The following is a 21345-nucleotide window of genomic DNA, read 5'->3' as shown; positions in this document are numbered from 1 at the left end:
CCACGATATCTGTAAAACAGATGGATGAGCATGAATGCCGCTGAGCCTGCGCCAGCTTCGGTATTTCGAGCATATCGCCCGCACCGGGGTCATCGGCCATGCCGCCCAGGATCTGGGCGTTGCGCAATCCGCGCTGAGCCATCACATGGCCGAGCTCGAAGCGCAGCTGGGCGTGCGCCTTTTCAACCGCCGCCCGCGCGGCGTCGCCCTTACCCCGGCGGGCGAGCGGCTTCATGAGCATGCGCAGGTGATCCTTGCCGCGCTGGAGCGCGCGGAAGCGGACGTGCGCGACTTCACCGAACAGGCGGTGGGACCGTTCGTGCTGGGTCTCTGTCATACGGCGACCGAGGTTGCGGCCCTGACGATCATGCAGAAGGCGGCCGAACGGCTGCCGGGTATCCACCTGACCATCGTCGAAAGCGTCAGCGGCAACCTGCTGGCGATGATGCTGCGGGGCGAGGTCGACCTGGCCGTGGCCTATCAGCCGCCCGAGGACAGCCGGTTCAACGCCCTGCCGATCCTGAACGAACATCTTTATCTTGTCGGCCTTCCGCAGATGATCGGATCCCAGGATGCTCCGATTTCCTTCGACGACCTGCCTCAGGGGAAGGTGCTGGCGCTGAACCTGGTCCGGTCCTCGCGTTCGATCGTGCACAGCCAGTTCTTGCGCCGCCAGATCACCCCCCATCCGCAGCTTGAGATCGAATCCCTCAGCGCGCTGATCCAGGCGATGCGGGCGGGGCTGGGCTGTTCGATTCTCGCACGCGCAACGGTGGCGGAGGATCTTGCCAAGGGCAGCCTCCACGCGCGCAGGATCAGGGATCCCGAGCTGACCCGGACGCTTTATCTGGTCGTCCCGGCAAACCGTCCGCGGCGCCGGGTGGATGACGAGATGCGCAAGCTCATCTCGACAACTCTGGTTGATGCTGTGGCTGCGGGGCGTTGGCCCGGTGAGCGTCTGATGAGCTCTGCGTAACTTGACATGTCGCAGAAAATCATTGCCGCCAGCATTCTCGAACAGACGATAGCCTGGGCAACACCGCCCGGACCTGCCCAAAAGCACAGCTGAACTCGGGCCCGCCAAGCGGGTTAAATCGGCATGAATCTGCCGATTCGGCCGCATTGTGCAGCGGCCTTTTGCGTATGGGTAACGATTTCAGCGGAGGTCTTTTCATGGCGACGATTCCCGGAACCGCAGGCGACGACAGCCTCCTTGGAACGGCCGAAGACGATTTCATCGAAGGCGGTGCGGGCCATGACACGCTCAACGGCGGGCCGGGCAGCGACACGGTCGATGGCGGCGAAGGTCGCGACCTGCTGTTCTGGGACGAGGATGCGGATGCCTCCGGCGTCCATGATGTCTATCACGGCGGCAGCGGCGGCGAGGATTTCGATCCCAGCCCCTATACCCATGCAGGCGGCGACACGCTGAACCTCGGTCATGGCGGCAGCGGGCTGGGCGGCTTCACCGTGCAGTTCGACAGCGCGCAATCCGGCCAGGCCCAGGACGCCTATGGCAACAGCCTGGCATTCGACGGGTTCGAGCGGCTGGTTTCCGGCGGCGGCGCCGATTCCATCGACGCCTCGGGCGCGACGATCACCGACGGGGTCGGCATCCGGGCCTATACCGGCGGCGGCGACGACACCGTCATCGGCAGCGCGGCTGCGGATTACATCCATGCCGGGGTCGGCGACGACCTGATCCATGGCGGCGACGGCGACGACGTCATCGAGGCGGGGCCGGGGGACGACACCGTCTATGGCGAGGGCGGCAATGACGGCATCCGCTGGGGCGACGGCCATTACGACGGTCCCGTCGGCAACGACCTGTTCTATGGCGGCGAGGGCTACAACACGCTGAACGCCTGGCAGCACGACACAGCCGGCAATGGCGTGCGCATGGAGCTGACCACCTCGGACAGCGGCACCGTCGATGCCACCGGCCCGGCCGCAACCGGGCATCTGGAGTTCTACGAGTTCCAGAACCTGCTGACCGGCAACGGCAACGACACGGTGGACGGCTCGGCGGCGGGGGTGGACGGGTTCCGCGTCTATACCGCCTGGGGCGACGACCTGATCCTCGGCAGCGCCGGCAACGATACGATCGAGGGCGGCTTCGGCTCGGACACGATCGACGCGGGGGCCGGCGACGACCTGATCTCGATGGCGGCCGACCTGTTTGCCGCCCATGCCGCGCCGGATGACGGGGCGGACCTGCTGGTGCTGCGCGATGGGTTCGGCAACGACACCGTGCGCGCCTTCACCATCGAGGCCGGGCTGGACGAATGGGGCAACCCGATCCCGATGGATCGGCTGGACGTCAGCGATCTGCACGATGCCGATGGCAATCCGGTCGATCTGGACGACGTGACAGTGATCCCCTTTGCCGACGCCTTCGGAACCCATGCGAAGCTGATGTTCCCGAACGGCGAAAGCCTGGTCCTGCACGATGTCGATCCGGCCCAGCTGACCCGCGAGAAGCTGCGCGAAATCGGCATTCCCTGCTTCTGCCGCGGCACGCTGATCCAGACGGATCGCGGCGCCATCGCGGTTGAACAACTGAGGGTGGGCGATCTGGTGCAGACCCGCGACCATGGGTTGCAGCCGATTCGCTGGATCGGGCGGCGGGCGCTGGATGCGGTCGATCTGGCGGCGGCGCCGCGGCTGCGGCCGATCCGCATCCGCGCCGGGGCGCTGGGGCGGGGGGTGCCGGCCCTGGACCTGACGGTCTCGCCGCAGCACCGCGTCCTGGTCCGCTCGGCCATCGCGCAGCGCATGTTCGGCTGCGCCGAGGTTCTGGTCGCGGCCAAGCAATTGCTGGCGATCGAGGGCATCGAGCAGGTCGAGACCGAGGCGGTCGAGTATTTCCACATCCTGTTCGACCGGCACGAGATCGTGCTGTCGAACGGTGCCGAGACCGAGTCGCTCTATACCGGCGCCGAGGCGCTGAAGGCGGTCGGCAAGGCGGCGCGGGACGAGATCCTGGCGCTGTTTCCCGCCCTTCGCGACAGCCCGACCGAGGCGGCGCGGCCGCTGATTCCGGGTGCGAAGGCGCGTCAGCTCGCGCAGCGCCACGCGCGGAACCGGAAGGCTCTGAATGGATAAAATATCAACCGAAAGGTGAAAACGCAGTGTAAAAACCGGGGTTAAACTGTCCAAAAGGACAGGTGCCTTGGCTTCAGTCAATTTAATCTAATCCGCCCCGGATAGGCGATTCGGGCGGGGTGTCCTGCTGTTCTTTCTTCAAAGCCTATCCCCAACGACATCGAATTGGGGACAGACATGGCCGTGATTACTGGGACAGCGGGCAATGACAGCCTGCGCGGAACCGTGGGCCGCGACACGATCAACGGATTGGCCGGGCGCGATACCCTGAACGGCGGCCATGGCAACGACTCGGTGCATGGCGGGCCCGGCGCGGATACGCTGATCTGGGAACAGAATCCCAACGCGACCGGCGGCCTGGACCTCTATTACGGCGGGCTTGCCGAGGAACGCTATGACGCCAATCCCTATGGCGACCTGTCGGGCGGCGACCGGCTGCATCTGGCCGGGCTGGCCGGGTTCCGCGTCACCTTCAACACCAGCGAGAACGGCTTCGCCACCGATGCCTTCGGCAACCGGCTGAACTTCTGGGGCATCGAGCGGCTGCAGACCGGCAACGGCAATGACTGGATCAGCGCCCAGGGCGCGCCGCTGAACGCCGCGCGCGGCACCGGCGTGAACCATACGCCGGCGCATGGCGTGACGATCAACAGCGGCGGCGGCAACGATTACGTGCATGGCGGCCCGGGCGACGACGTCCTCGACGGCGGCAACGGCAACGACACCATCTTCGGCGGCAACGGCAACGACCTGCTGATGCCTTCGCAGGGCAATGACTACGGCCATGCCGGAGCCGGCGACGACAATGTGCGCTGGGGCAATAACGGCGGCATGGCGCCGATCCAGAACATCGGCCACGACACGCTGGTCGGGGGCGCCGGCTATGACCTGCTGAACATGTGGGCCAAGGGCAATGCCGAGAACACCGTCGGCGTCAATGTCGTGTTCACCAGCCGCAGCGCCGGCAATGCCAGCTATCCGCAGGGCAACGGCACCCTGGTCTTCAGCGAGTTCGAGCTGTTCTGGACCCATGAGGGGCGCGACACGGTGACGGCCGCCACGGCCAATATCGGCCTGAACGCGCAGGGCATCCATATCAACACCCGCTGGGGCGATGACCGCATCACCGGCAGCGCCGGGCGGGACACCATCGAGGGCGGTGCCGGCGCCGATACCATTGACGGCGGCCGCGGCAACGACTTCATCTCGATGTTCGAGGACATCTTTGCCTCGAACGGCGCCTCGGTCCTGCCGGATTCGTCGCGCGACGTGCTGATCCTGCGCGACGGTTTCGGCGTGGACACCGTCCGCGCCTTCCAGGTCGGCGACGTGCGCGACGCCGGCGGCAACATGCTGCGGCCCGGCGACCGGCTGGACGTCAGCGGCCTGCATGATGCGCAGGGCAATCTGGTCGATGTGAACGACGTGCGGGTCTCGGCGCAGGGCAGCAGCGCCGTGCTGAGCTTTCCGAACGGCGAGCGGCTGATCCTGGAGGGGGTGAATGCCGCCACGCTGACCCGCGCCATGCTGAACCAGATGGGCATTCCGCTGACCACGGGCCAGAGCGGGCAGGTCTCGGCGCAGGCGGTGCGCACGGCTTCGGCCGAGGAGGGCGCCGCGTCGGCGGTCCTCGTCGCGCCGCTGGACGGCGAACTGGGCGATACGGCCGATCCTGGCGCCGCGGTGCTGCGGCATCTGGGCTGGCTGGGGCAGGGCGGCGACAAGGCCGGTTCCGTGCTGGACGAGGGGTCGCATTCCGGCGGCTGGAACCCCCGCGCCCTGCTGGACGCCTATCTCCAGCAGGCGCAGCAGGACGGACCGGAGCCGCTGCAGGCGCTGAGCCTGGCCGACAGCCTGCAGTTCGACTGGCACTGAGCGCAGCGCCGGCCGGCGCATCGAGCGAAAGGCGCGTCCGCGTCGCTGCGGGCGGGCGCCGTTACTTCCCCGTCTTGTTGTCCTCGGCCCGGATCGCCAGCGCCCTGCGCACATGCCCCGGCAGGATGGCGAAGCCCTTCGCATAGCGCAGGAACAGCCGGCGCGGGTTCGACAGCATCCGCCACAGCCATTCCAGCTTGATGCGGCGCAGCAGTTCCGGCGCCCGCCGCTGGTGGCCGGACAGGAAGTCGAGCCCGGCCCCGATCGAGGCGAAGCCGACATCGCCCAGCCTGTCCCGGGCGCGGATGGCGAACAGCTCTTGCCGCGGCGCGCCAAGCGCCAGGAAGCACAGCCGCGCGCCCGAAGCGCGGATGCGCTCGATGATCGCGGCCGCTTCCTCGCCCATCGGGTCGAAGGGAAAGCCCGGCGCATGGGTCAGCGCCACCCGCAGCCCCGGCACGGCGGCCTGCATGCTCTGCGCGGCCAGCGCCAGCGATTCGTCGCTGCTGCCGATCAGCGCCACGGGCAGGCCGGCCCGAGCCGCCTCGGCGGCCAGCGGCAGCACCAGGTCCGAGCCCGGCGCCAGCGCCACCGGCCGCCCGGCGATGCGCGACAGCCAGACCACGGGGTTGCCGTCGGCGCAGACCAGGTCATGCGCGGCATAGGCGCGGCGGAAAGCGGCGTCCTCGCCCAGCCTTTGCAGGTGATCGACGTTGATCGTGGCGATGGCGAAGCCCTGCCCGTCCTTAAGCCGCTGCCGCACCGCGGCCAGCAGGGCGGAAGAATCCCGACAATTGATCCGGACGGCATTGCCGTCGGGAAAGCTGAAATGCATGATATGCCTCGGTCCGGCTGGAATCCGCGGCAGGATGTGTTGATGGCGAGGGGATTGCAACGTCCTTCCCCGCCGTGGATCGAAAAGGCGGCCGCGCCGCGAGACGGGAGTCAGGGCCATGCCCGTATTGGCCTTTCTGGTGCTGTTGACCTGGCCGCTGGTGGTCGCGGTGCTGTTCCAGCGCATGGAGCGGGCGCGGGCGCTGATCTGGTCGATCTTTGCCGGCTATCTGCTCTTGCCGCAGCTGGTCGAGATCGACCTGCCCGCCTTTCCCGGCCTGAACAAGCACATGATCCCGGCCCTGGCCGCCGCCGCCATGGTCTATTTCGTCACCAAGGACCGCGCCCGGGACGAGCCGGCGCCGCCGCCGCTGGGCCCGTGGGTGATGCTGCTTCTGGCGATGAACTGCGTCTCGCCCATCATGACGGCGGTGACCAATCCCGATCCGCTGATCGACGGCGTCAACTATCGCCCGGCCATGTCGATCAGCCAGGGCTTTGCCGACCTGATCCTGCAGCTGATCCAGTTGCTGCCCTTTCTTCTGGGCTACAGGCTGTTGTGGAACGCCAAGGGGGCCGAGCTCTGGATCCGCTGCCTGGTGCTGGGGGTGCTGTGCTATACCGTCCCGATGCTGATCGAGCTGCGGCTGAGCCCGCAGATCAATGTCTGGGTCTATGGCTATTTCCAGCACGATTTCATCCAGACCATCCGTTACGGCGGCTATCGGCCCATCGTGTTCCTGGAACATCCGCTCTGGGTGGCGCTGATGACCATGACCGCCTTCCTGTCGGCCATCGCCATCGCGCGCAACGACCGCACGCGGCGCAACCTGCTGATCGCGGCCTATCTGGGCTGCGTGGTGGTGCTGTGCAAATCGGCCGGCGCGCTGATGCAGGCCTTCATGGCGGCGCCGCTGGTGGCCTTCGCGCGGCCGCGCATGATGGTGCTGGTGGCCGCCCTGGTCGCCAGCGTCGCCTTTGCCTATCCGACGCTGCGCACCACCTCCTGGATGCCGCTGCAGGGCATCGTGGACACGGCCATGTCCGTTTCGCCCGAGCGGGGGCGGTCGCTGGAATTCCGGCTCATGAACGAAGAGGCGCTGCTGGAGCGCGCCATGGAGCGGCCGCTGTTCGGCTGGGGCGGCTGGGGCCGGCCGCTGTTCTACGATCCCTATAGCGGCCGGCTGGCCTCGATCCCGGACGGGCAATGGGTGATCTGGGTGGGCGCGCGCGGCATCTTCGGCTACATGGCCTATTTCCTGCTGCTCCTGACGCCGATCTTCGCCCTGCTGCGGGCGATGCCCGGCGGCCGCCGCCCCCCGCGCGAGCGCGAGCTGGTGGTGCTGGGGACCCTGTCGCTGATGCTGGCGATGAATCTGCTGGACCTGATCCCGAACGCCACGCTGACCCCGCTGAGCTGGCTGACGGCCGGCGCGCTGCTGGGCAATGCCCACCGCCTGCGGCAGGGGGTCGCAGAGGCGGGCGATTCCCCGGCTGCCGAGCGGATTCTGCCTAAAAAGGCAGGCATCCAGACGGTTTTATAGGTTGGTGCCGGGCGCCGGATTCGCTATGCCGGACACGCGCGCCAGTTGTTAAGTCATTGCCGCCCACAAGGGCATTCCACGAGTTGAAAGAGGCATCGCCATGGCCTTCGACAAGACCGTCGTTGAGGACACCGATATCGCGATCGTCGGCATGGCGGCCCAGCTGCCCGGGGCCGCGGGCGTCGCTGAATACTGGGACAACCTGTGCCGCGGGGTCGAATCGATCCAGCGCGTCCCGCAGGCCGAACTGCTGGCGCGGGGCGAGTCGCGGGCACGGCTCTCGGACCCGAACTATGTCGCCTCGGCGGCGGTGCTGGACCAGTTCGACGAATTCGATGCCGAATTCTTCGGGCTTTCGCCCAAGGAAGCGGCGATCATGGACCCGCAGCACCGCAAGTTCCTGGAAACCTGCTGGCACGCGCTGGAGGATGCCGCGCATGTGCCCGAGCGTTTCGCCGGCAATATCGGCGTCTGGGCCGGCTGCGGCGCGGGCAGCTATTACTACTGGAACGTCTGCTCGAACCGCGATCTGGTCGATGGCGTCGGGCATTTCCTGCTGCGCCATACCGGCAACGACAAGGACTTCCTATCCACCCGCGTCAGCCATGTCTTCGACCTGAAGGGGCCGTCGGTCAATGTGCAGACGGCCTGCTCGACCTCGCTGGTGGCGATCCACATGGCCTGCCAGTCGCTGCAATCGGGCGAATGCGACATGGCGCTGGCCGGCGGCGTGACCATCGAGTTGCCGCATGGCCTGGGCTATCTCTACAAGGAGAACGAGATCCTGTCGCCCGACGGCCATTGCCATGCCTTCGACCATCGCGCGCAGGGCACGGTGTTCGGCAGCGGCGCGGCGGTGGTGGCGCTGCGCCGGCTGCGTGATGCGCTGGCCGACGGCGATCACATCTGGGCGGTCATCAAGGGCTCGGCCATCAACAATGACGGCGCCGCCAAGGCCGGCTACCTGGCCCCCAGCGTCGAGGGCCAGGCGCAGGCGGTGGCCGAGGCGCTGGTGATGGCCGGGGTCTCCTCGGACAGCATCGGCTATGTCGAATGCCACGGCACCGGCACCGCGCTGGGCGACCCGATCGAGGTGGCGGCGCTGAACCAGGCCTATGCGCGCGTCTCGGAAGGGGGGCGGCAGGGGCCGTGCCGCATCGGCTCGGTCAAGACCAATATCGGCCATCTGGACACCGCGGCGGGCAGCGCCGGGCTGATCAAATCGGCCCTGGCGGTGCATCACGGCAAGATCCCGCCCAGCCTGAACTACGAAGCGCCCAACCCCGCCATCGACTTCGAGGGCGGGCCGTTCCAGGTCAACGACCGGCTGTCGGACTGGCCGGTGCCGGGGCCGCGCCGCGCCGGGGTGAACTCGCTGGGCGTCGGCGGCACCAATGCGCATGTGATCCTTGAGCAGCCGCCGCTGGCCGAGGCCTCGGGCGAATCCGACTGGCCTTTCCACATCATCGCCGTGTCGGGCCGCAGCAAGGCGGCGCTGGACGCCAATTCGGCGGCGCTGGCGGGCTGGCTGCAGGCCAATCCGGGCGTGGACATGGCCGACCTGTCCTTTACCCTGACCCAGGGCCGGCGGCAGTTCGACCGCCGCCGCGTGCTGGTGGCCGAGACGGCGGCCGAGGCGGCGCGGCTTCTGGCCGATCCCGATCCGCTGCTGGTCTTCGATCACCAGCCGGTGGGCGATCCGGCCGAGGCGGTGTTCATGCTGCCCGGCGGCGGCGCGCAATATGCCGGCATGGCGCGCGGACTCTACCAGACCGAGCCGGTGTTCCGCGAATGGATGGACCGCGGCCTCGACCACATGGCGCAGGCTCATGGCACCGACCTGCGCGCGCTCTGGCTGCCCGAACCGGGGCAGGAGGCCGAGGCCGACCGCCGGCTTCTGCAGCCCTCGCTGCAACTGCCGCTGCTGATGATCACCGAATATGCGCTGGCGCAGCTGTGGATCAGCTGGGGTGTGACGCCCGCGGCGCTGATCGGCCATTCCATGGGCGAGAACACCGCCGCCTGCATCGCCGGGGTGATGAGCTTCGAGGATTGCATCGGCCTGGTGCGCCTGCGCGGGCTGCTGATGGACCGGGTGCCGGCGGGCGGCATGCTGTCGGTGCCGCTGCCGCCCGAGGAGTTCGCCGCCGAGCTTGAGGCGCTGGAACTGGACCTGGCGGCGGTGAACGGGCCGGGCCTGTCGGTGGTCTCGGGGCCCGATGCGGCGCTGGACCGCTTTGCCGCGCGCATGGCGGCGCGAGAGGTGGAATGCCAGCGCATCGCCATCTCCATCGCCGCGCATTCGCGGCTGCTGGAGCCGGTGCTGGGCGAATTCCGCGCCTATCTCGCCTCGATCCGGCTGAACGCGCCGCAGATCCCGATCATCTCGAACCGCTCGGGCCAGCCCTTGACCGCGGCCGAGGCGACCAGTCCCGACTACTGGGTCGCGCATCTGCGCGGCACCGTGCGCTTTGCCGACGGCATCGCGCATCTGGCGCAGGTGCCGGGGCGGGTGTTCGTCGAGGTCGGGCCGGGCCGGGCCATGCAGGCCATGACCAAGGCGCATCCGGCGGTCGCCGCCAACCAGGTGATCTCGACCCTGCGCCACCGCGATCACGCCACCGGCGACGACAGCTATTTCATGGCTGCGCTGGCGCGGTTCTGGGCCTGCGGCGGGCAGATCGACTGGGATCAGGTCTGGGGCGGTGCCCGGCGCCGGCGCCTGTCGCTGCCGGGCTATGCCTTCCAGCGCAGGCGCTATTTCATCGAGCGTTCGGTCAATGCCGCGGCGGAGACTGCCGAAGAACTGGCGCGGATCGAGGAACCGGCGGAATGGGGCTGGCGCCCGGCCTGGAAGCTGGCCTCGCCGAATATCGAGATCGGGCCGCAGGGGCCGGTCGCGCGGGGCCAGCGGAACTGGCTGGTCTTTGCCGACGATCTGGGCCTTGCCGAGCGCGTGACCGAGGGGCTGCGGGCCCGCGGCCAGCGCGTCGCGGTGGTCGAGGTGGGCGATACCTTCGCCGACAAGACGGTTGCGGGTGGCGACGGTCGCTTCCTGCTGCCGGTCGAATCCGACCGCGAGGGCTATGAGATGCTGCTGGCCGCACTGGCCGGGCAGGAGATGGTGCCCGACCGCATCCTGCATCTCTGGTCGGTGACGCAGGGGGCGAAGTTCCGCCCCGGCTCCAGCCTGCTCAACAGCCAGCTGGAACGCGGCTTCTTCGGCCTGCTGCATCTGGCGCAGGCCATCGGCGCCGAACTGCCCGACGCGAAGCTGGAGGTGATCGCGGTCTGCAACGACGCGCTGCGCGTCGCCGACGAACCGGCGCCGGTGCCGGAAAAGGCCACGGCAGCGGGACCGATCCGCGTCATGCCGCATGAGATGCCGAACGTCTCGGCCCGTCTGGTGGACATCCGCCTGCCGGCGAAGGGCGGCCTGGAGGCGCTGGCCGCCAACCTGCTGGAGGAGGCGCTGGCCCCTTCGGGCGCCGCCGTCGCCGCATGGCGCGACGGGCGCCGCTTTGAGCAAAGCCTTGAAAAGGTGGCGCTGGCCGATGATGGCATGGCCGCCATCCCGCAGGGCGCGGCCTGCCTGATCACCGGCGGCTTCGGCGGCATCGGCCAGGCCATCGCCCGCGAACTGGCGCAGCGCGGCGGCGCGAAACTGGCTCTGACCACGCGCGGCCGGGTGGATTCGCCCGCCGTCACCGCCTCGGTCCGCCAGCTGGAATCGCTGGGGGCCGAGGTGCTGGCGATCCGCGCCGACGTGACCAGCCCCGAGGACATGGCCCGCGCCGTGGCCGAGACCAAGGCGCGTTTCGGCAGCCTCGACGTGGTGCTGCATGCCGCGGGCGTGATCCGCGACAGCCTGATCGCCGCCAAGACCGACGACGATGCCTGGGACGTGCTGGCGCCGAAGCTGTTGGGCACCCGCGCACTGATCGAGGCGCTGGCGGACAATCCCGCCAAGCTGACGGTGCTGTTCTCCTCGACCTCCTCGGTGATCGCGCCGGCGGGGCAGGCGGATTACGTCGCCGCCAACGAATATCTGAACGCGGTGGCGCGCTCGGCGCCGCAGGCGCTGGGCCGGGTGGTCGCGGTCAACTGGGGCGTCTGGGCCGATGCCGGCATGGCGGCGCGGGCCATGGGGCTGGACACCGCATCCGCCGTCGCCGTGCCGCGGGGCCGGCCGCTCTTGGACGAAAGCCTGCCCATGCCGGGCGGGCGCGAGTTCCGCACCGCGCTGAAGATGCAGGACTGGATCATCGGCGGCCACAAGACCGCCCAAGGCCAGGCGCTGATGCCCGGCACCGGCTGGATCGAGCTGATCTCGGAAGCCGCGCTGGAATGCGGGCTGGCCCTGCCGCTGGTGATCCGCGACCTGGAATTCCGCCGCCCGGTGCTGGTTTCCGATACCGCGCTGGTCAGCACCCGCGTCCTGCCCGAAGGCGATGCGATGCGCATCGAGATCCTCGACGACCCGCAGGGAGAGCCGAACGTCTCGGCCCTGGTCGCCGGCCTGCACGAGGCGGCGCCCGAGGCGCTGCAGATCGCCGGCGGCTGGGACCGGGACGGACAGGGCGCGGCGATCGCCTCGGCGCAGGAAGGCCAGATGGTGTTCGGCCCGCGCTGGCAGGTGCTGCGCCGCTATCGCATTGCCGGCGACGAGGGGGTGGCGGAACTGTCGCTGCCGCCGGAATATGCCGCCGAGGCCGGGGAATGGCTGACGCATCCGGCGCTTCTGGACATCGCCACCGGCTGGGCGATGGAATTGATCAAGGGCTGGACGCCCGGCAATCTCTGGGTGCCGATGGGCTATCGCGCGATTCGGCTTTACGCGCCCTTGCCGGCGCAGGTCATCAGCCACATCCGCAATGCCGGCGACAACAGCGACGCGCAGGGCATGGCGCAATTCGACATCACGCTGGCCGCGGCGGACGGCACGGTCTGCGCCGAGATCAAGGGCTTCGCCCTGCGCAAGCTGGCGGCGGCGATTTCCGCCACGCCGCAGGCGCGGGTGCAGCCGGCGCGCAGCCTGTCCCCGGCCGAGCGGCGCTTGCATCACAATATCAGCCAGGGCATCCCGGCCGCCATCGGCCCGGCGATGCTCAGCCGCGCCATCTCGACCGGGCTTTCTCAGGTCTATGTCTCGTCGCTGGACCTGCCGGCGCTGATTGCCGAGGCGGGGGTGGTCGAGGATGCCGCGCCCGCCGAGGGCGGCTTCGAGCGCCCCGACCTCGACAGCGATTTCGTCGAACCGGCGCCGGGCATCCAGGCGGAACTGGCGGCGATCTGGTCCGAGCTCCTGGGCATCGCCCAGGTCGGCGCCGCCGACAGCTTCTTCGACCTTGGCGGCCATTCGCTGATCGCGGTGCGCATGTTCGGCCAGCTGCGCAAGGCCTTCGGCGTGGACCTGCCGATCTCGACCCTGTTCGAGGCGCCGACCATCGCCGAATTGGCCGCACTGGTCGAGGAGCGCACCGGCCCGCGCGAGCTGGTCTCGCCCGACAACGTGCGCGAGCTGCCGGTTTCGGCCCGGCCGCGCTTCCGTTTCCTCGTCGATATGGGCGGGCGGGGCGAGGGCACGCCCTTCTTCATGGTCGCCGGCATGTTCGGCAACATCATGAACCTGCGGCAGCTGGCGCAGCGGCTGGGGCCGGACCGCCGTTTCTGGGGCATCCAGGCGCGCGGCCTCTTGGGCGACGACAAGCCGCATGAGGATTTCACCGAAGCCGCCCGCGACTATATCGAGGAACTGCGCCAGATTCAGCCGGCCGGCCCCTATCTGATCGGCGGTTTCTCGGGCGGCGGGCTGACCGCCTATGAGATGGCGCGGCAGTTGCGCGCGGCGGGCGAAGAGGTGGCGATGCTGGTCATGCTCGACACGCCGCTGCCGCTGCGCGAGCCGGTCAGCCGCAAGGACCGGCTGGCGATCCGCCTGGGCGAGCTGCGCGAGGGCGGGCCGGGCTTCGTCTGGAAATGGCTGCGCGACCGCGTGGCCTATGAATTCCAGCGCCGCAGCAAGGCCAAGGCGGTCGAGGCCGAGGTTTCGGCCGAGGCAACCGGCGCCTTCCACGACCTGGCCATCGAGGCCGCCTTCCTCGCGGCGCTGCCGAAGATGCGGCTTTCGGTCTGGGACGGGCCGGTGGCGATGTTCCGGCCGCCGCTCGACCGGCGCTGGAAGGTGACCGGCGGGCGCTGGATCAATTCCGGCCGGGATTACGTCATCGAGGACAATGGCTGGACGCCCTGGATGCCCAATCTGCGGGTGATCGAAGTGCCGGGCGATCACGATTCGATGGTGCTGGAGCCGAATGTGCGCCGCCTGTCCTCGGTCCTGCGCGAAATCCTGCGCGAGGCCGATGCCGAGATGGACGCCCCGGCCGGGATCAAGGCGGCGGAGTGACCATGACCCAGAATCCGACCACGGCCAGCGTGCATGTCATCGTGCTCAACTGGCGCACGCCAGAGATGTCCTTGCAGGCCGCCGAGGCCGCATTGCGCGAAATGCAGGGTATCGACGGCGGGCTGACCATCGTGGACAACGATTCCGGCGATGGCAGCTACGAGGCGATGCAGGCCGGGGTGCGGGCGCGCGGCTGGCCCTCGGATCGCGTCGCGGTGGTGCAATCGGGCTGGAACGGCGGCTATGGCGCCGGCAACAATCACGGCATCCGCCAGGGCCTGCCGGACGGGCGCCGCGCCGATCTGGTCTATCTGCTGAATTCCGACGCGATTCCGCAGCCCGGCGCGATCCGGGCGCTGGTCGATTATCTGGCTGCGCATCCGCAGGCCGGGATCGCCTGTTCGCGCCTGCGCGGCACCGACGACGTGCCGCACAGCACCGCCTTCCGCTTTCCCACCGCGCTGGGCGAGTTCGAATCGGAATGCCGCACCGGCCCGATCTCGCGCCTGCTGCGGCGCCGCATCGTGGCGCTGCCGCAGCCCGAGGCATCGGGTCGCGTGGACTGGTCGGCCGGGGCGTCGATGATGATCCGCATGGATGTGCTGGATCGAATCGGCCTCTTCGACGAGGGCTTCTTCCTTTACTACGAGGAGACCGATCTGTGCCGCCGCGCCGCGCTGGCGGGCTGGCAGACCCATTACGTCGTCGAAAGCCTGGTTCTGCATATCGGTTCGGTCAGCACCGGCATGAAGGAATGGAAGCGCGCGCCGGATTACTGGTACGATTCCCGGCGCCGCTATTTCGAGAAACATCATGGGCGTCTGGGCGCGCTTTGGGCCACGGTCGCGCATCTGGGGGGCGCGGGCCTGTTCCGCCTGCGCTGCCTTCTGTCGGGGCGCAAGCCGGACGGGCCGCCGGGCCATCTGGCGCATCTGACGCGCCACGCCTTTCGTTCACAACCAAAGCCCGTTCATGTTGAAAAGGGTAAGCCATGACGCAATTTTCCGCGATTCTGGTGGGTAACGAATCTCTCTTGCGCCACGCGGCCGAGACGCTGCTGGCGCGCGGGCATCGCATCCATGCGGTGGTGACGCGCAATCCCGACCTGCGCGACTGGGCGCAGGGCGCCGGTCTTGCGGTCGAGGATCAGGACGCGCCGATGGCCCCCGATGCGCCGCCTGCCGACTGGCTGTTCAGCGTCGCCAACCTGTCGATCCTGCGCCCCGAGATGCTGGCGCGCGGCCGGCTGGGCGCGATCAACTTCCACGACGGGCCGCTGCCGCGGCTGGCGGGGCTGAACGCTCCGGTCTGGGCGATCATCGGCGGCGAGGCGCAGCACGGCGTCACCTGGCACATGATCGAAGGCGGCGTGGACGAGGGCGACATCCTCACCCAGACCCTGTTCGAGATCCGCCCCGACGATACCGCCCTGACCCTGAACGCCCGCTGCTTCGCCCGCGGGGCGGAAAGCTTTGCCGAGGTGGTGGCGCAACTCGAAGCGGCCGGCCCGCAGCGGGTGAAACAGGATCTGTCGCAGCGCAGCTATGTCGGCCGCGACAAGCGCCCCGAGGCCGCGGGCCTGATCGACTTCTCCCAGCCGGCGGGGCGCATCTGCGCGCTGGTGCGCGGGCTCGACCATGGCGACTACTGGAACCCGCTGGCCGAGGCCAAGGTCCGGCTGGCCGATGGCCGGGTGCTGGCGGTGACCGCCTCGGCCGGGACCGAGCCGGCCAGCGCCGCGCCGGGCACCGTGCTGGCCCATCACGGCGATATCGCCACCGTCGCCGCCGCCGATGCGGCGATCCGGCTGGTCTTTCGCGGCGAGCTGCCTCCGCTTGGCACGGTGATCCCGGCGCTGGCCGCCGAGGAGCGCGCGCGGCTGACCGATCTGGCCGCGCAGGCCGCCAAGCATGACGGCTTCTGGCGGAGCCGTCTGGCGCGGATGAACCCGGCGGTGCTGCCGGGCGAGGGCTCGGGCGCGACGCAGCGCCTGCCCCTGCTGCCCGGCGCCGCGCCCGAGCGCATCGCGCTGGCCGCGGCGCTGCTGGCGCGGCTGGCCGGACAGGCCGAGTTCGATCTGGCGCTGCGGCCGCAAGGCCAGCCCGAGGCGGCGGGGATCGTCGCCGACTGGCAGCCGCTGGTGGTCGAGGCACGCAGCGACCGGACCCTGGCCGATCTGGGGCAGGCGCTGGCGGCGCAGATCGCCGATCAGGCGAAGCGCGGCTTCTTCATGGCCGACCTGCTGCACCGCGCGCCCGAGCTGCGCGACATGGCGCTGCCGGATCTGGCGATCAGCCTCGATGCCCGCGGCCCGGTCAAGGGCGCGGCGCTGACCGTGACCCTGGCCGGGGACGGCGCTTGGCTGGACCACGACCCGGCCCGCGTCACGCCGGCGCAGGCGCAGCGGCTGGCCCGGGCGCTGGACGGCGGGCTGGCGCTGCCCGGCTCTACGGCGCTGCGCGACATCCCCCTGATGGACGCGGCCGAGCGCGAGGAGCTGCTGGTCGGCCGCAATGCCACGCAGCTGGAGGTGCGGCTGGCCTGCATCCACGAGCTGATCGCGGAAAAGGCCGCCGCGAACCCCGATGCGGTGGCGCTGGCCTTCGAGGATCACAGCCTGACCCGCAGCCAGCTGGATCGCGCCGCCAACGCGCTGGCCGAAAAGCTGGTGGCGATGGGCGTCGGCCCGGACCAGCCGGTGGGCCTGTTCGCGAAACGCTCGCCCGAGCTGGTGATCGGCGCGCTGGCGATCTGGAAGGCCGGCGGCGCCTATGTGCCGCTGGACCCGGACTACCCCGCCGACCGCATCGAGCTTTACATCGAGGATTCCGGGGCTCGGGTGGTGCTGGTCCAGGACGGTCTGGCCGACCGGCTGCCTGCGCATGGCGCGCAGGTCGTGACCATTCCGTCCGACCTGCCGCATGGCCTGGTCGCGGCCCCGGTCAGCGCCGTCGGACCGGAAAACCTTGCCTATCTGATCTATACCTCGGGCTCGACCGGCCGTCCCAAGGGGGTGATGGTCGAGCATCGCAATGTCGCCAATTTCTTCGCCGGCATGGACGCGGTGATCCCGCATGCCGAGGGCGATGCCTGGCTGGCGGTCACGAGTCTTTCCTTCGACATCTCGGTGCTGGAGATCTTCTGGTCGCTGGCGCGGGGCCTGAAACTGGTGATCGCGGGCGAGGAATCGCGGCTCGCCGTCTCCTCGACGCCGGCGCAGCCGCGCCGCGAGCCATCCGGCGGCATGGATTTCAGCCTGTTCTATTGGGGCAATGACGACGGCCCCGGCCCGAAGAAATACCAGCTTCTGCTGGAGGGCGCGCGCTTTGCCGATCAGAACGGCTTCGTCGCCGTCTATACGCCCGAGCGGCATTTCCACGCCTTTGGCGGTCCCTATCCGAACCCGGCGGTTTCCGGCGCAGCGGTGGCGGCGGTGACGAAAAACATCTCGGTTCGCGCCGGCAGCTGTGTGCTGCCGCTGCATCATCCGGCCCGCGTGGCCGAGGAATGGGCGGTGATCGACAACCTGACCTCGGGCCGGGCGGGGCTGGCCATCGCCTCGGGCTGGCAGCCGGACGATTTCGTGCTGCGTCCGGAAAACGCCCCGCCGAACAACAAGACCGCGCTGGCCCAGGGAATCGACCAGCTGCGCCGGCTGTGGCGCGGCGAGGCGGTCGAGTTCCCGCGCAAGGACGGCAGCCTGTTCGGCGTGGTGACGCAGCCGCGTCCGGTGCAGAAGGAGCTGCCGCTGTGGATGACCGTCGCCGGCAACCCGGAAACCTGGGTCGAGGCCGGGCGGCTGGGCATGAACGTGCTGACCCATCTGCTGGGGCAAAGCATCGACACGGTCGCGGCGCGGATCAAGGATTACCACGCCGCGCTGCGCGAGGCCGGCCAGGACCCGGCGCGCTTCACCGTCACGCTGATGCTGCATACCTGCCTGGCCGAGGATCGCGAGACGGCGCGCGAGATCGCCCGCGAGCCGATGAAGAACTACCTGAAAAGCGCCGCGGCGCTGGTCAAGCAATATGCCTGGGATTTCCCGGCCTTCCGCCGCCCGGCGGGCATGACCAACCCGATGGCCATCGACCTCGGCTCGCTCTCCGAGGAAGAGCTGGACGGCATCCTGGAATTCGCCTTCCTGCGCTATTTCGAGGATTCCGGCCTTTTCGGCTCCATCGAGGACGGCATCGCCCGGGTCGAACAGCTGAAGGCCATCGGCGTGGGCGAGATCGCCTGCCTGATCGACTACGGCATCGCGCCCGAGCAGGTCATGGCCGGCTTCCCGCTGCTGGCGCGGCTGCGGGCCGAGGTCAACCCGCATGGCGAGGAACCCGAGGACGGCGATTTCTCGATCGCGGCGCAGATCCGGCGCTGGAAGGTGACGCATCTGCAATGCACGCCCAGCATGGCGCGCATCCTGGTCTCGGACCCGCAGGTGGCGGCGGCGATGGCCGGGCTGACCTGCGTGATGGTGGGCGGCGAGGCGCTGCCGCCCTCGCTGCTGGCCGAAATCAAGGCGGCCACGCGGGCGCGGGTGCTGAACATGTACGGCCCGACCGAGACGACGATCTGGTCCACGGTGGCCGACCTGACCGATGCGGCCGAGGTGACGCTGGGCCGGCCGATCGCCAATACCCAGCTTTACGTGCTGGACGCCGACGGTGTGCCGGTCCCCCCCGGCGCGCCGGGCGAGCTTTGGATCGGCGGCCATGGTGTGACCCGCGGCTATTGGCGGCGCGAGGACCTGACTGCGGCGGCTTTCCGTCCCGATCCCTTCGTGCCCGCGGATCGCGGCGCGCCCTGGGGCGCGCGCATGTATCGCACAGGCGATCTGGTGCGCTGGCGCGAGGATGGCGGCCTCGACTATATCGGCCGCGCCGACCACCAGGTGAAGCTGCGCGGCTTCCGCATCGAGCTGGGCGAGATCGAGGCGCAGCTGGCCGCCCAGCCCGGCGTGCGCGAGGCGGTGGCGCTGGTGCGCGAGGATGCCCCCGGCGACAAGCGGCTGGTGGCCTATGTCACCGGCGCGGGCGAGTTGTGCGAGAAGGGGCTGCGCGAGGCGCTGCTGGCGCATCTGCCGGCGCATATGGTGCCGGGGCGGATCGTGCGGCTGGAAAAGATGCCGCTGACCCCGAACCGCAAGATCGACCGCAAGCATCTGCCGGTGCCGGGGGCTGTCGCCTCCGCTCCGGTGACGGCGCCGACCGTCGAGGCCACCACTGCTGTCGCCGCCAACGCCCCGACCGAGGATCTGGCGCAGGCGGTGCAGGCGCTGTGGTCCGAGGTGCTGGGCGTCGAGCAGATCGGCCCGCGCGACAACTTCTTCGCCTTGGGTGGGCATTCGCTGCTGGCGATCCAGCTGCACCGGACCATGCGGGACCGGCTGGCGCTGCCGCGGCTGGGGGTGACGGATATCTTCCGCTTCCCGGTCATGGCGGATTTCCTGAAGCACGTCGCCGCGCTGGCGCCGGCGAACAATGTCGCTCCGGCGGTGGCGGTGTCGGCCCCTGTGGCACCTGTGCGCCCCGAGCCCGAGCCGGTCGGGGCCGGTGACGATGCCATGGCCCGGCGCCGGGCCTTGCGGGCGCAATTGCGCGGCGGGCGGTGAGCGGCGCCGTTGCGCTCGAGGCACTGGCCCGCCGCCTGCTGCCTTCGGGTCATGGCTGCGCGGTGCTGCCGCTGACGGCCGAGCCCGCGCCGCTTTTGCCCGAGGAGGCGGGGGCTATCGCCCGCGCCGTCCCGAAGCGGCGGCGCGAGTTCGCCTTGGGGCGCATGGCGCTGCGCGCGGCGATCCGGCAGGCCGGGCATGACCTGCCGGCGGATCGGCCCATCCCGGCGCGTCCCGACCGCCGGCCCGACCTGCCGCCGGGCATCCGCGCCAGCCTGTCGCATGGCGGCGATTACTGCATCGCCATCGCCGCCCCACCCGGCGGGGCAAGCGTCGGCGTCGATCTGGAGCCTTGCGACCGCGCCCTTCCGGAAGGTCTGGCCGAGACCATCATGCCCTTTCGCCTGAACGGGGCCGGGGATGCCTTGCTGGCCTTTTGCGCCAAGGAGGCGATGTTCAAGGCGCAATATCCGCTGACCGGGCGGATGCTGGACTTCCGTGCGGTCCCGGTGGTGATCTATGCGCTGCGGTTCCGCGCCTGCATGGGCGACCGGCTGATCGGCGGGCGCTGGGGGCAGGCGGCGGGCTATTGGCTGGCGCTCAGCCTGTGGCGCGGCTGAACAGCGCCGCCAGACGCCGGGCGGATTCGCGGATGTCGTGGCGTTCCGTGACGCGGGCGCGGGCCGCGGCGCCCATGCGTTCCAGCGTAGCGTGATCGGTTTCGGCGGCTTGCAGCATGGTTTCGGCCAGGGCCTCGGCATCGCCGGCGGGGACCAGCCAGCCCTCTTGTCCGGGGCGGACCAGTTCGGGGATGCCGGCGATATAGGTGGCGATCACCGGGCGGGCGCAGGCCATAGCCTCCATGATGACCACCGGCAGGCCCTCGGCGAAGCTGGGGGTGACCAGCGCATGGGCGGCATCCATGGCGGCGCGGACGCCGGCCTCGTCCTGCCAGCCGAGCAGGCGGACGGCCTCGCCCATGCCCTCGGCCGCGATCAGCGCCTCGATCTGCGGGCGCAGCTCGCCGTCGCCGACCAGCGACAGGCGCAGCGCGGGATTGCGCCGCCAGGCCAGGGCGAAGGCGCGGATCAGCAGGCCGAATCCCTTCTGCTCGGCGAAACGTCCGACCGCGACCATGTGAAGCGCGCCGGGCGGGAGCGGCGAAGGCTCTGCCCAGCGGGGCAGGTCAAGCCCGCAATGCACCACATGCACCTTTTCCCAATCTTCAGCGGCCGACCAGCGGAAGATTTGCGAGCGGCCATAGCTGCTGACCGCAATGCAGAACTCCGCCAGCGCCAGCTTGCCGCCCAGGTCCAGGGCCAGGCCATTGTCGAATTCCTCTGGACCGTGGACGGTAAAGCTGAAGCGCGGCCCGCCCAGCAACCGGGCATAGGCCGCGACCCGGGCCGAGTTCGTGCCGAAATGCGCGTGGATATGCGCAAGCCCCAGCGCCTTGGCCCGGGCGGCGACATGGGCACCCTCGGCCAGATAGATGATCTGCCGCGCCAGGCTGGATTCCCCGGCCCGCGCCCGCCGCCGTACCAGGCGCATGGCGCGGAAGAATCGCGCAGGATTTTCCAGAGCTTGCCGGGCAAGCCCGGCGAGCAGCCGCTTGCCCCCGGCTTCAAGCACCCGCTCGGTCCGGGCATGCTCGGCGCGGTCGGCGGGATCGGTCAATGCGGCCGGATCGCCGCGCATGGCGAATCGGTGCACCTGCAGGCCCTGCGCCTCCAGAGCCGCGATCTCGCGCCGGATGAAGCTGTGCGAGGGGCGGGGATAGGTATTGACCAAATAGCCGATTCGCAAGGCGGCAGGCTCCAATTCAAAGGAAAATGCTCAACTGTCGCGGTATTCAAACACCATGCAGGCTGGATTGCGCTGATTTTTGCTTAAGAATGAGCGGATATGCAGTAAGAGGGAATACGGCACTAAAGTTTGTCTAGCGATTCGTTTTTTCTTTGGCACTATTG

At 69.4% G+C, this 21345-nt stretch carries 10 protein-coding genes; 8 read left to right on the top strand and 2 right to left on the bottom strand.

The features are described 5' to 3' along the window. Positions 1–34: 34 nt before the first annotated feature. From LOS78_RS16020 to LOS78_RS16010, 3 genes are all read left to right on the top strand, one after another. Positions 35–976, top strand: coding sequence for a LysR family transcriptional regulator (locus tag LOS78_RS16020; RefSeq protein WP_305802567.1), 942 nt, complete (start codon positions 35–37; stop codon positions 974–976). 197 nt (positions 977–1173) lie between these two features. After that, the gene (locus LOS78_RS16015) at positions 1174–3105 is read left to right on the top strand and encodes a Hint domain-containing protein (RefSeq protein WP_230377467.1); all 1932 of its coding nucleotides are present in this window, start codon (positions 1174–1176) and stop codon (positions 3103–3105) included. A 177-nt stretch (positions 3106–3282) separates the two neighbouring features. Continuing rightward, the gene (locus tag LOS78_RS16010) at positions 3283–4980 is read left to right on the top strand and encodes a calcium-binding protein (RefSeq protein ID WP_230377466.1); all 1698 of its coding nucleotides are present in this window, start codon (positions 3283–3285) and stop codon (positions 4978–4980) included. 61 nt (positions 4981–5041) lie between these two features. Here the strand turns inward: LOS78_RS16010 and LOS78_RS16005 are convergent, their stop codons facing one another. Continuing rightward, the gene (locus LOS78_RS16005; protein ID WP_230377465.1) at positions 5042–5815 is read right to left on the bottom strand and encodes a WecB/TagA/CpsF family glycosyltransferase; all 774 of its coding nucleotides are present in this window, start codon (positions 5813–5815) and stop codon (positions 5042–5044) included. 118 nt (positions 5816–5933) lie between these two features. Between LOS78_RS16005 and LOS78_RS16000 the strand changes: the two genes are divergently transcribed. From LOS78_RS16000 to LOS78_RS15980, 5 genes are all read left to right on the top strand, one after another. After that, positions 5934–7358: a hypothetical protein gene (locus LOS78_RS16000; protein WP_028714267.1), complete on the top strand. Its 1425-nt coding sequence runs from the start codon at positions 5934–5936 to the stop codon at positions 7356–7358. A gap of 100 nt (positions 7359–7458) precedes the next feature. Next, positions 7459–13764, top strand: coding sequence for a type I polyketide synthase (locus tag LOS78_RS15995; protein WP_230377464.1), 6306 nt, complete (start codon positions 7459–7461; stop codon positions 13762–13764). A gap of 2 nt (positions 13765–13766) precedes the next feature. Next, positions 13767–14759, top strand: a complete 993-nt coding sequence (locus LOS78_RS15990) for a glycosyltransferase family 2 protein (protein ID WP_230377463.1) — start codon at positions 13767–13769, stop codon at positions 14757–14759. Beyond that, entirely contained in the window at positions 14756–19375 is a 4620-nt protein-coding gene (locus LOS78_RS15985; RefSeq protein WP_230377462.1) for a MupA/Atu3671 family FMN-dependent luciferase-like monooxygenase, read from the top strand. The genes LOS78_RS15990 and LOS78_RS15985 overlap by 4 nt, the downstream gene beginning before the upstream one ends. Then, positions 19372–19995 (top strand): 4'-phosphopantetheinyl transferase, encoded by a 624-nt coding sequence (locus tag LOS78_RS15980; protein WP_230377461.1) that lies wholly within the window; start codon positions 19372–19374, stop codon positions 19993–19995. The genes LOS78_RS15985 and LOS78_RS15980 overlap by 4 nt, the downstream gene beginning before the upstream one ends. On the opposite strand, the gene LOS78_RS15975 is transcribed toward LOS78_RS15980, so the two are convergent. Next, positions 19976–21181, bottom strand: a complete 1206-nt coding sequence (locus LOS78_RS15975) for a glycosyltransferase (protein WP_230377460.1) — start codon at positions 21179–21181, stop codon at positions 19976–19978. The two genes, LOS78_RS15980 and LOS78_RS15975, sit on opposite strands and share 20 nt — an antisense overlap. Positions 21182–21345 lie beyond the last annotated feature (164 nt).

Origin of the sequence: Paracoccus sp. MA (genome assembly GCF_020990385.1) — a bacterium.
Taxonomy (GTDB): domain Bacteria; phylum Pseudomonadota; class Alphaproteobacteria; order Rhodobacterales; family Rhodobacteraceae; genus Paracoccus.
Note: the sequence above shows the minus strand (reverse complement) of the source record. Positions and strands in the feature narration are given on the sequence as shown.

Coding starts and splice junctions, on each gene's coding strand:
- LOS78_RS15985 (WP_230377462.1), top strand. CDS start 14,756: ATGACGCAATTTTCCGCGATTCTGGTGGGTAACGAATCTCTCTTGCGC.
- LOS78_RS16005 (WP_230377465.1), bottom strand. CDS start 5,815: ATGCATTTCAGCTTTCCCGACGGCAATGCCGTCCGGATCAATTGTCGG.
- LOS78_RS15995 (WP_230377464.1), top strand. CDS start 7,459: ATGGCCTTCGACAAGACCGTCGTTGAGGACACCGATATCGCGATCGTC.
- LOS78_RS15990 (WP_230377463.1), top strand. CDS start 13,767: ATGACCCAGAATCCGACCACGGCCAGCGTGCATGTCATCGTGCTCAAC.
- LOS78_RS16010 (WP_230377466.1), top strand. CDS start 3,283: ATGGCCGTGATTACTGGGACAGCGGGCAATGACAGCCTGCGCGGAACC.
- LOS78_RS16015 (WP_230377467.1), top strand. CDS start 1,174: ATGGCGACGATTCCCGGAACCGCAGGCGACGACAGCCTCCTTGGAACG.
- LOS78_RS16020 (WP_305802567.1), top strand. CDS start 35: ATGCCGCTGAGCCTGCGCCAGCTTCGGTATTTCGAGCATATCGCCCGC.
- LOS78_RS16000 (WP_028714267.1), top strand. CDS start 5,934: ATGCCCGTATTGGCCTTTCTGGTGCTGTTGACCTGGCCGCTGGTGGTC.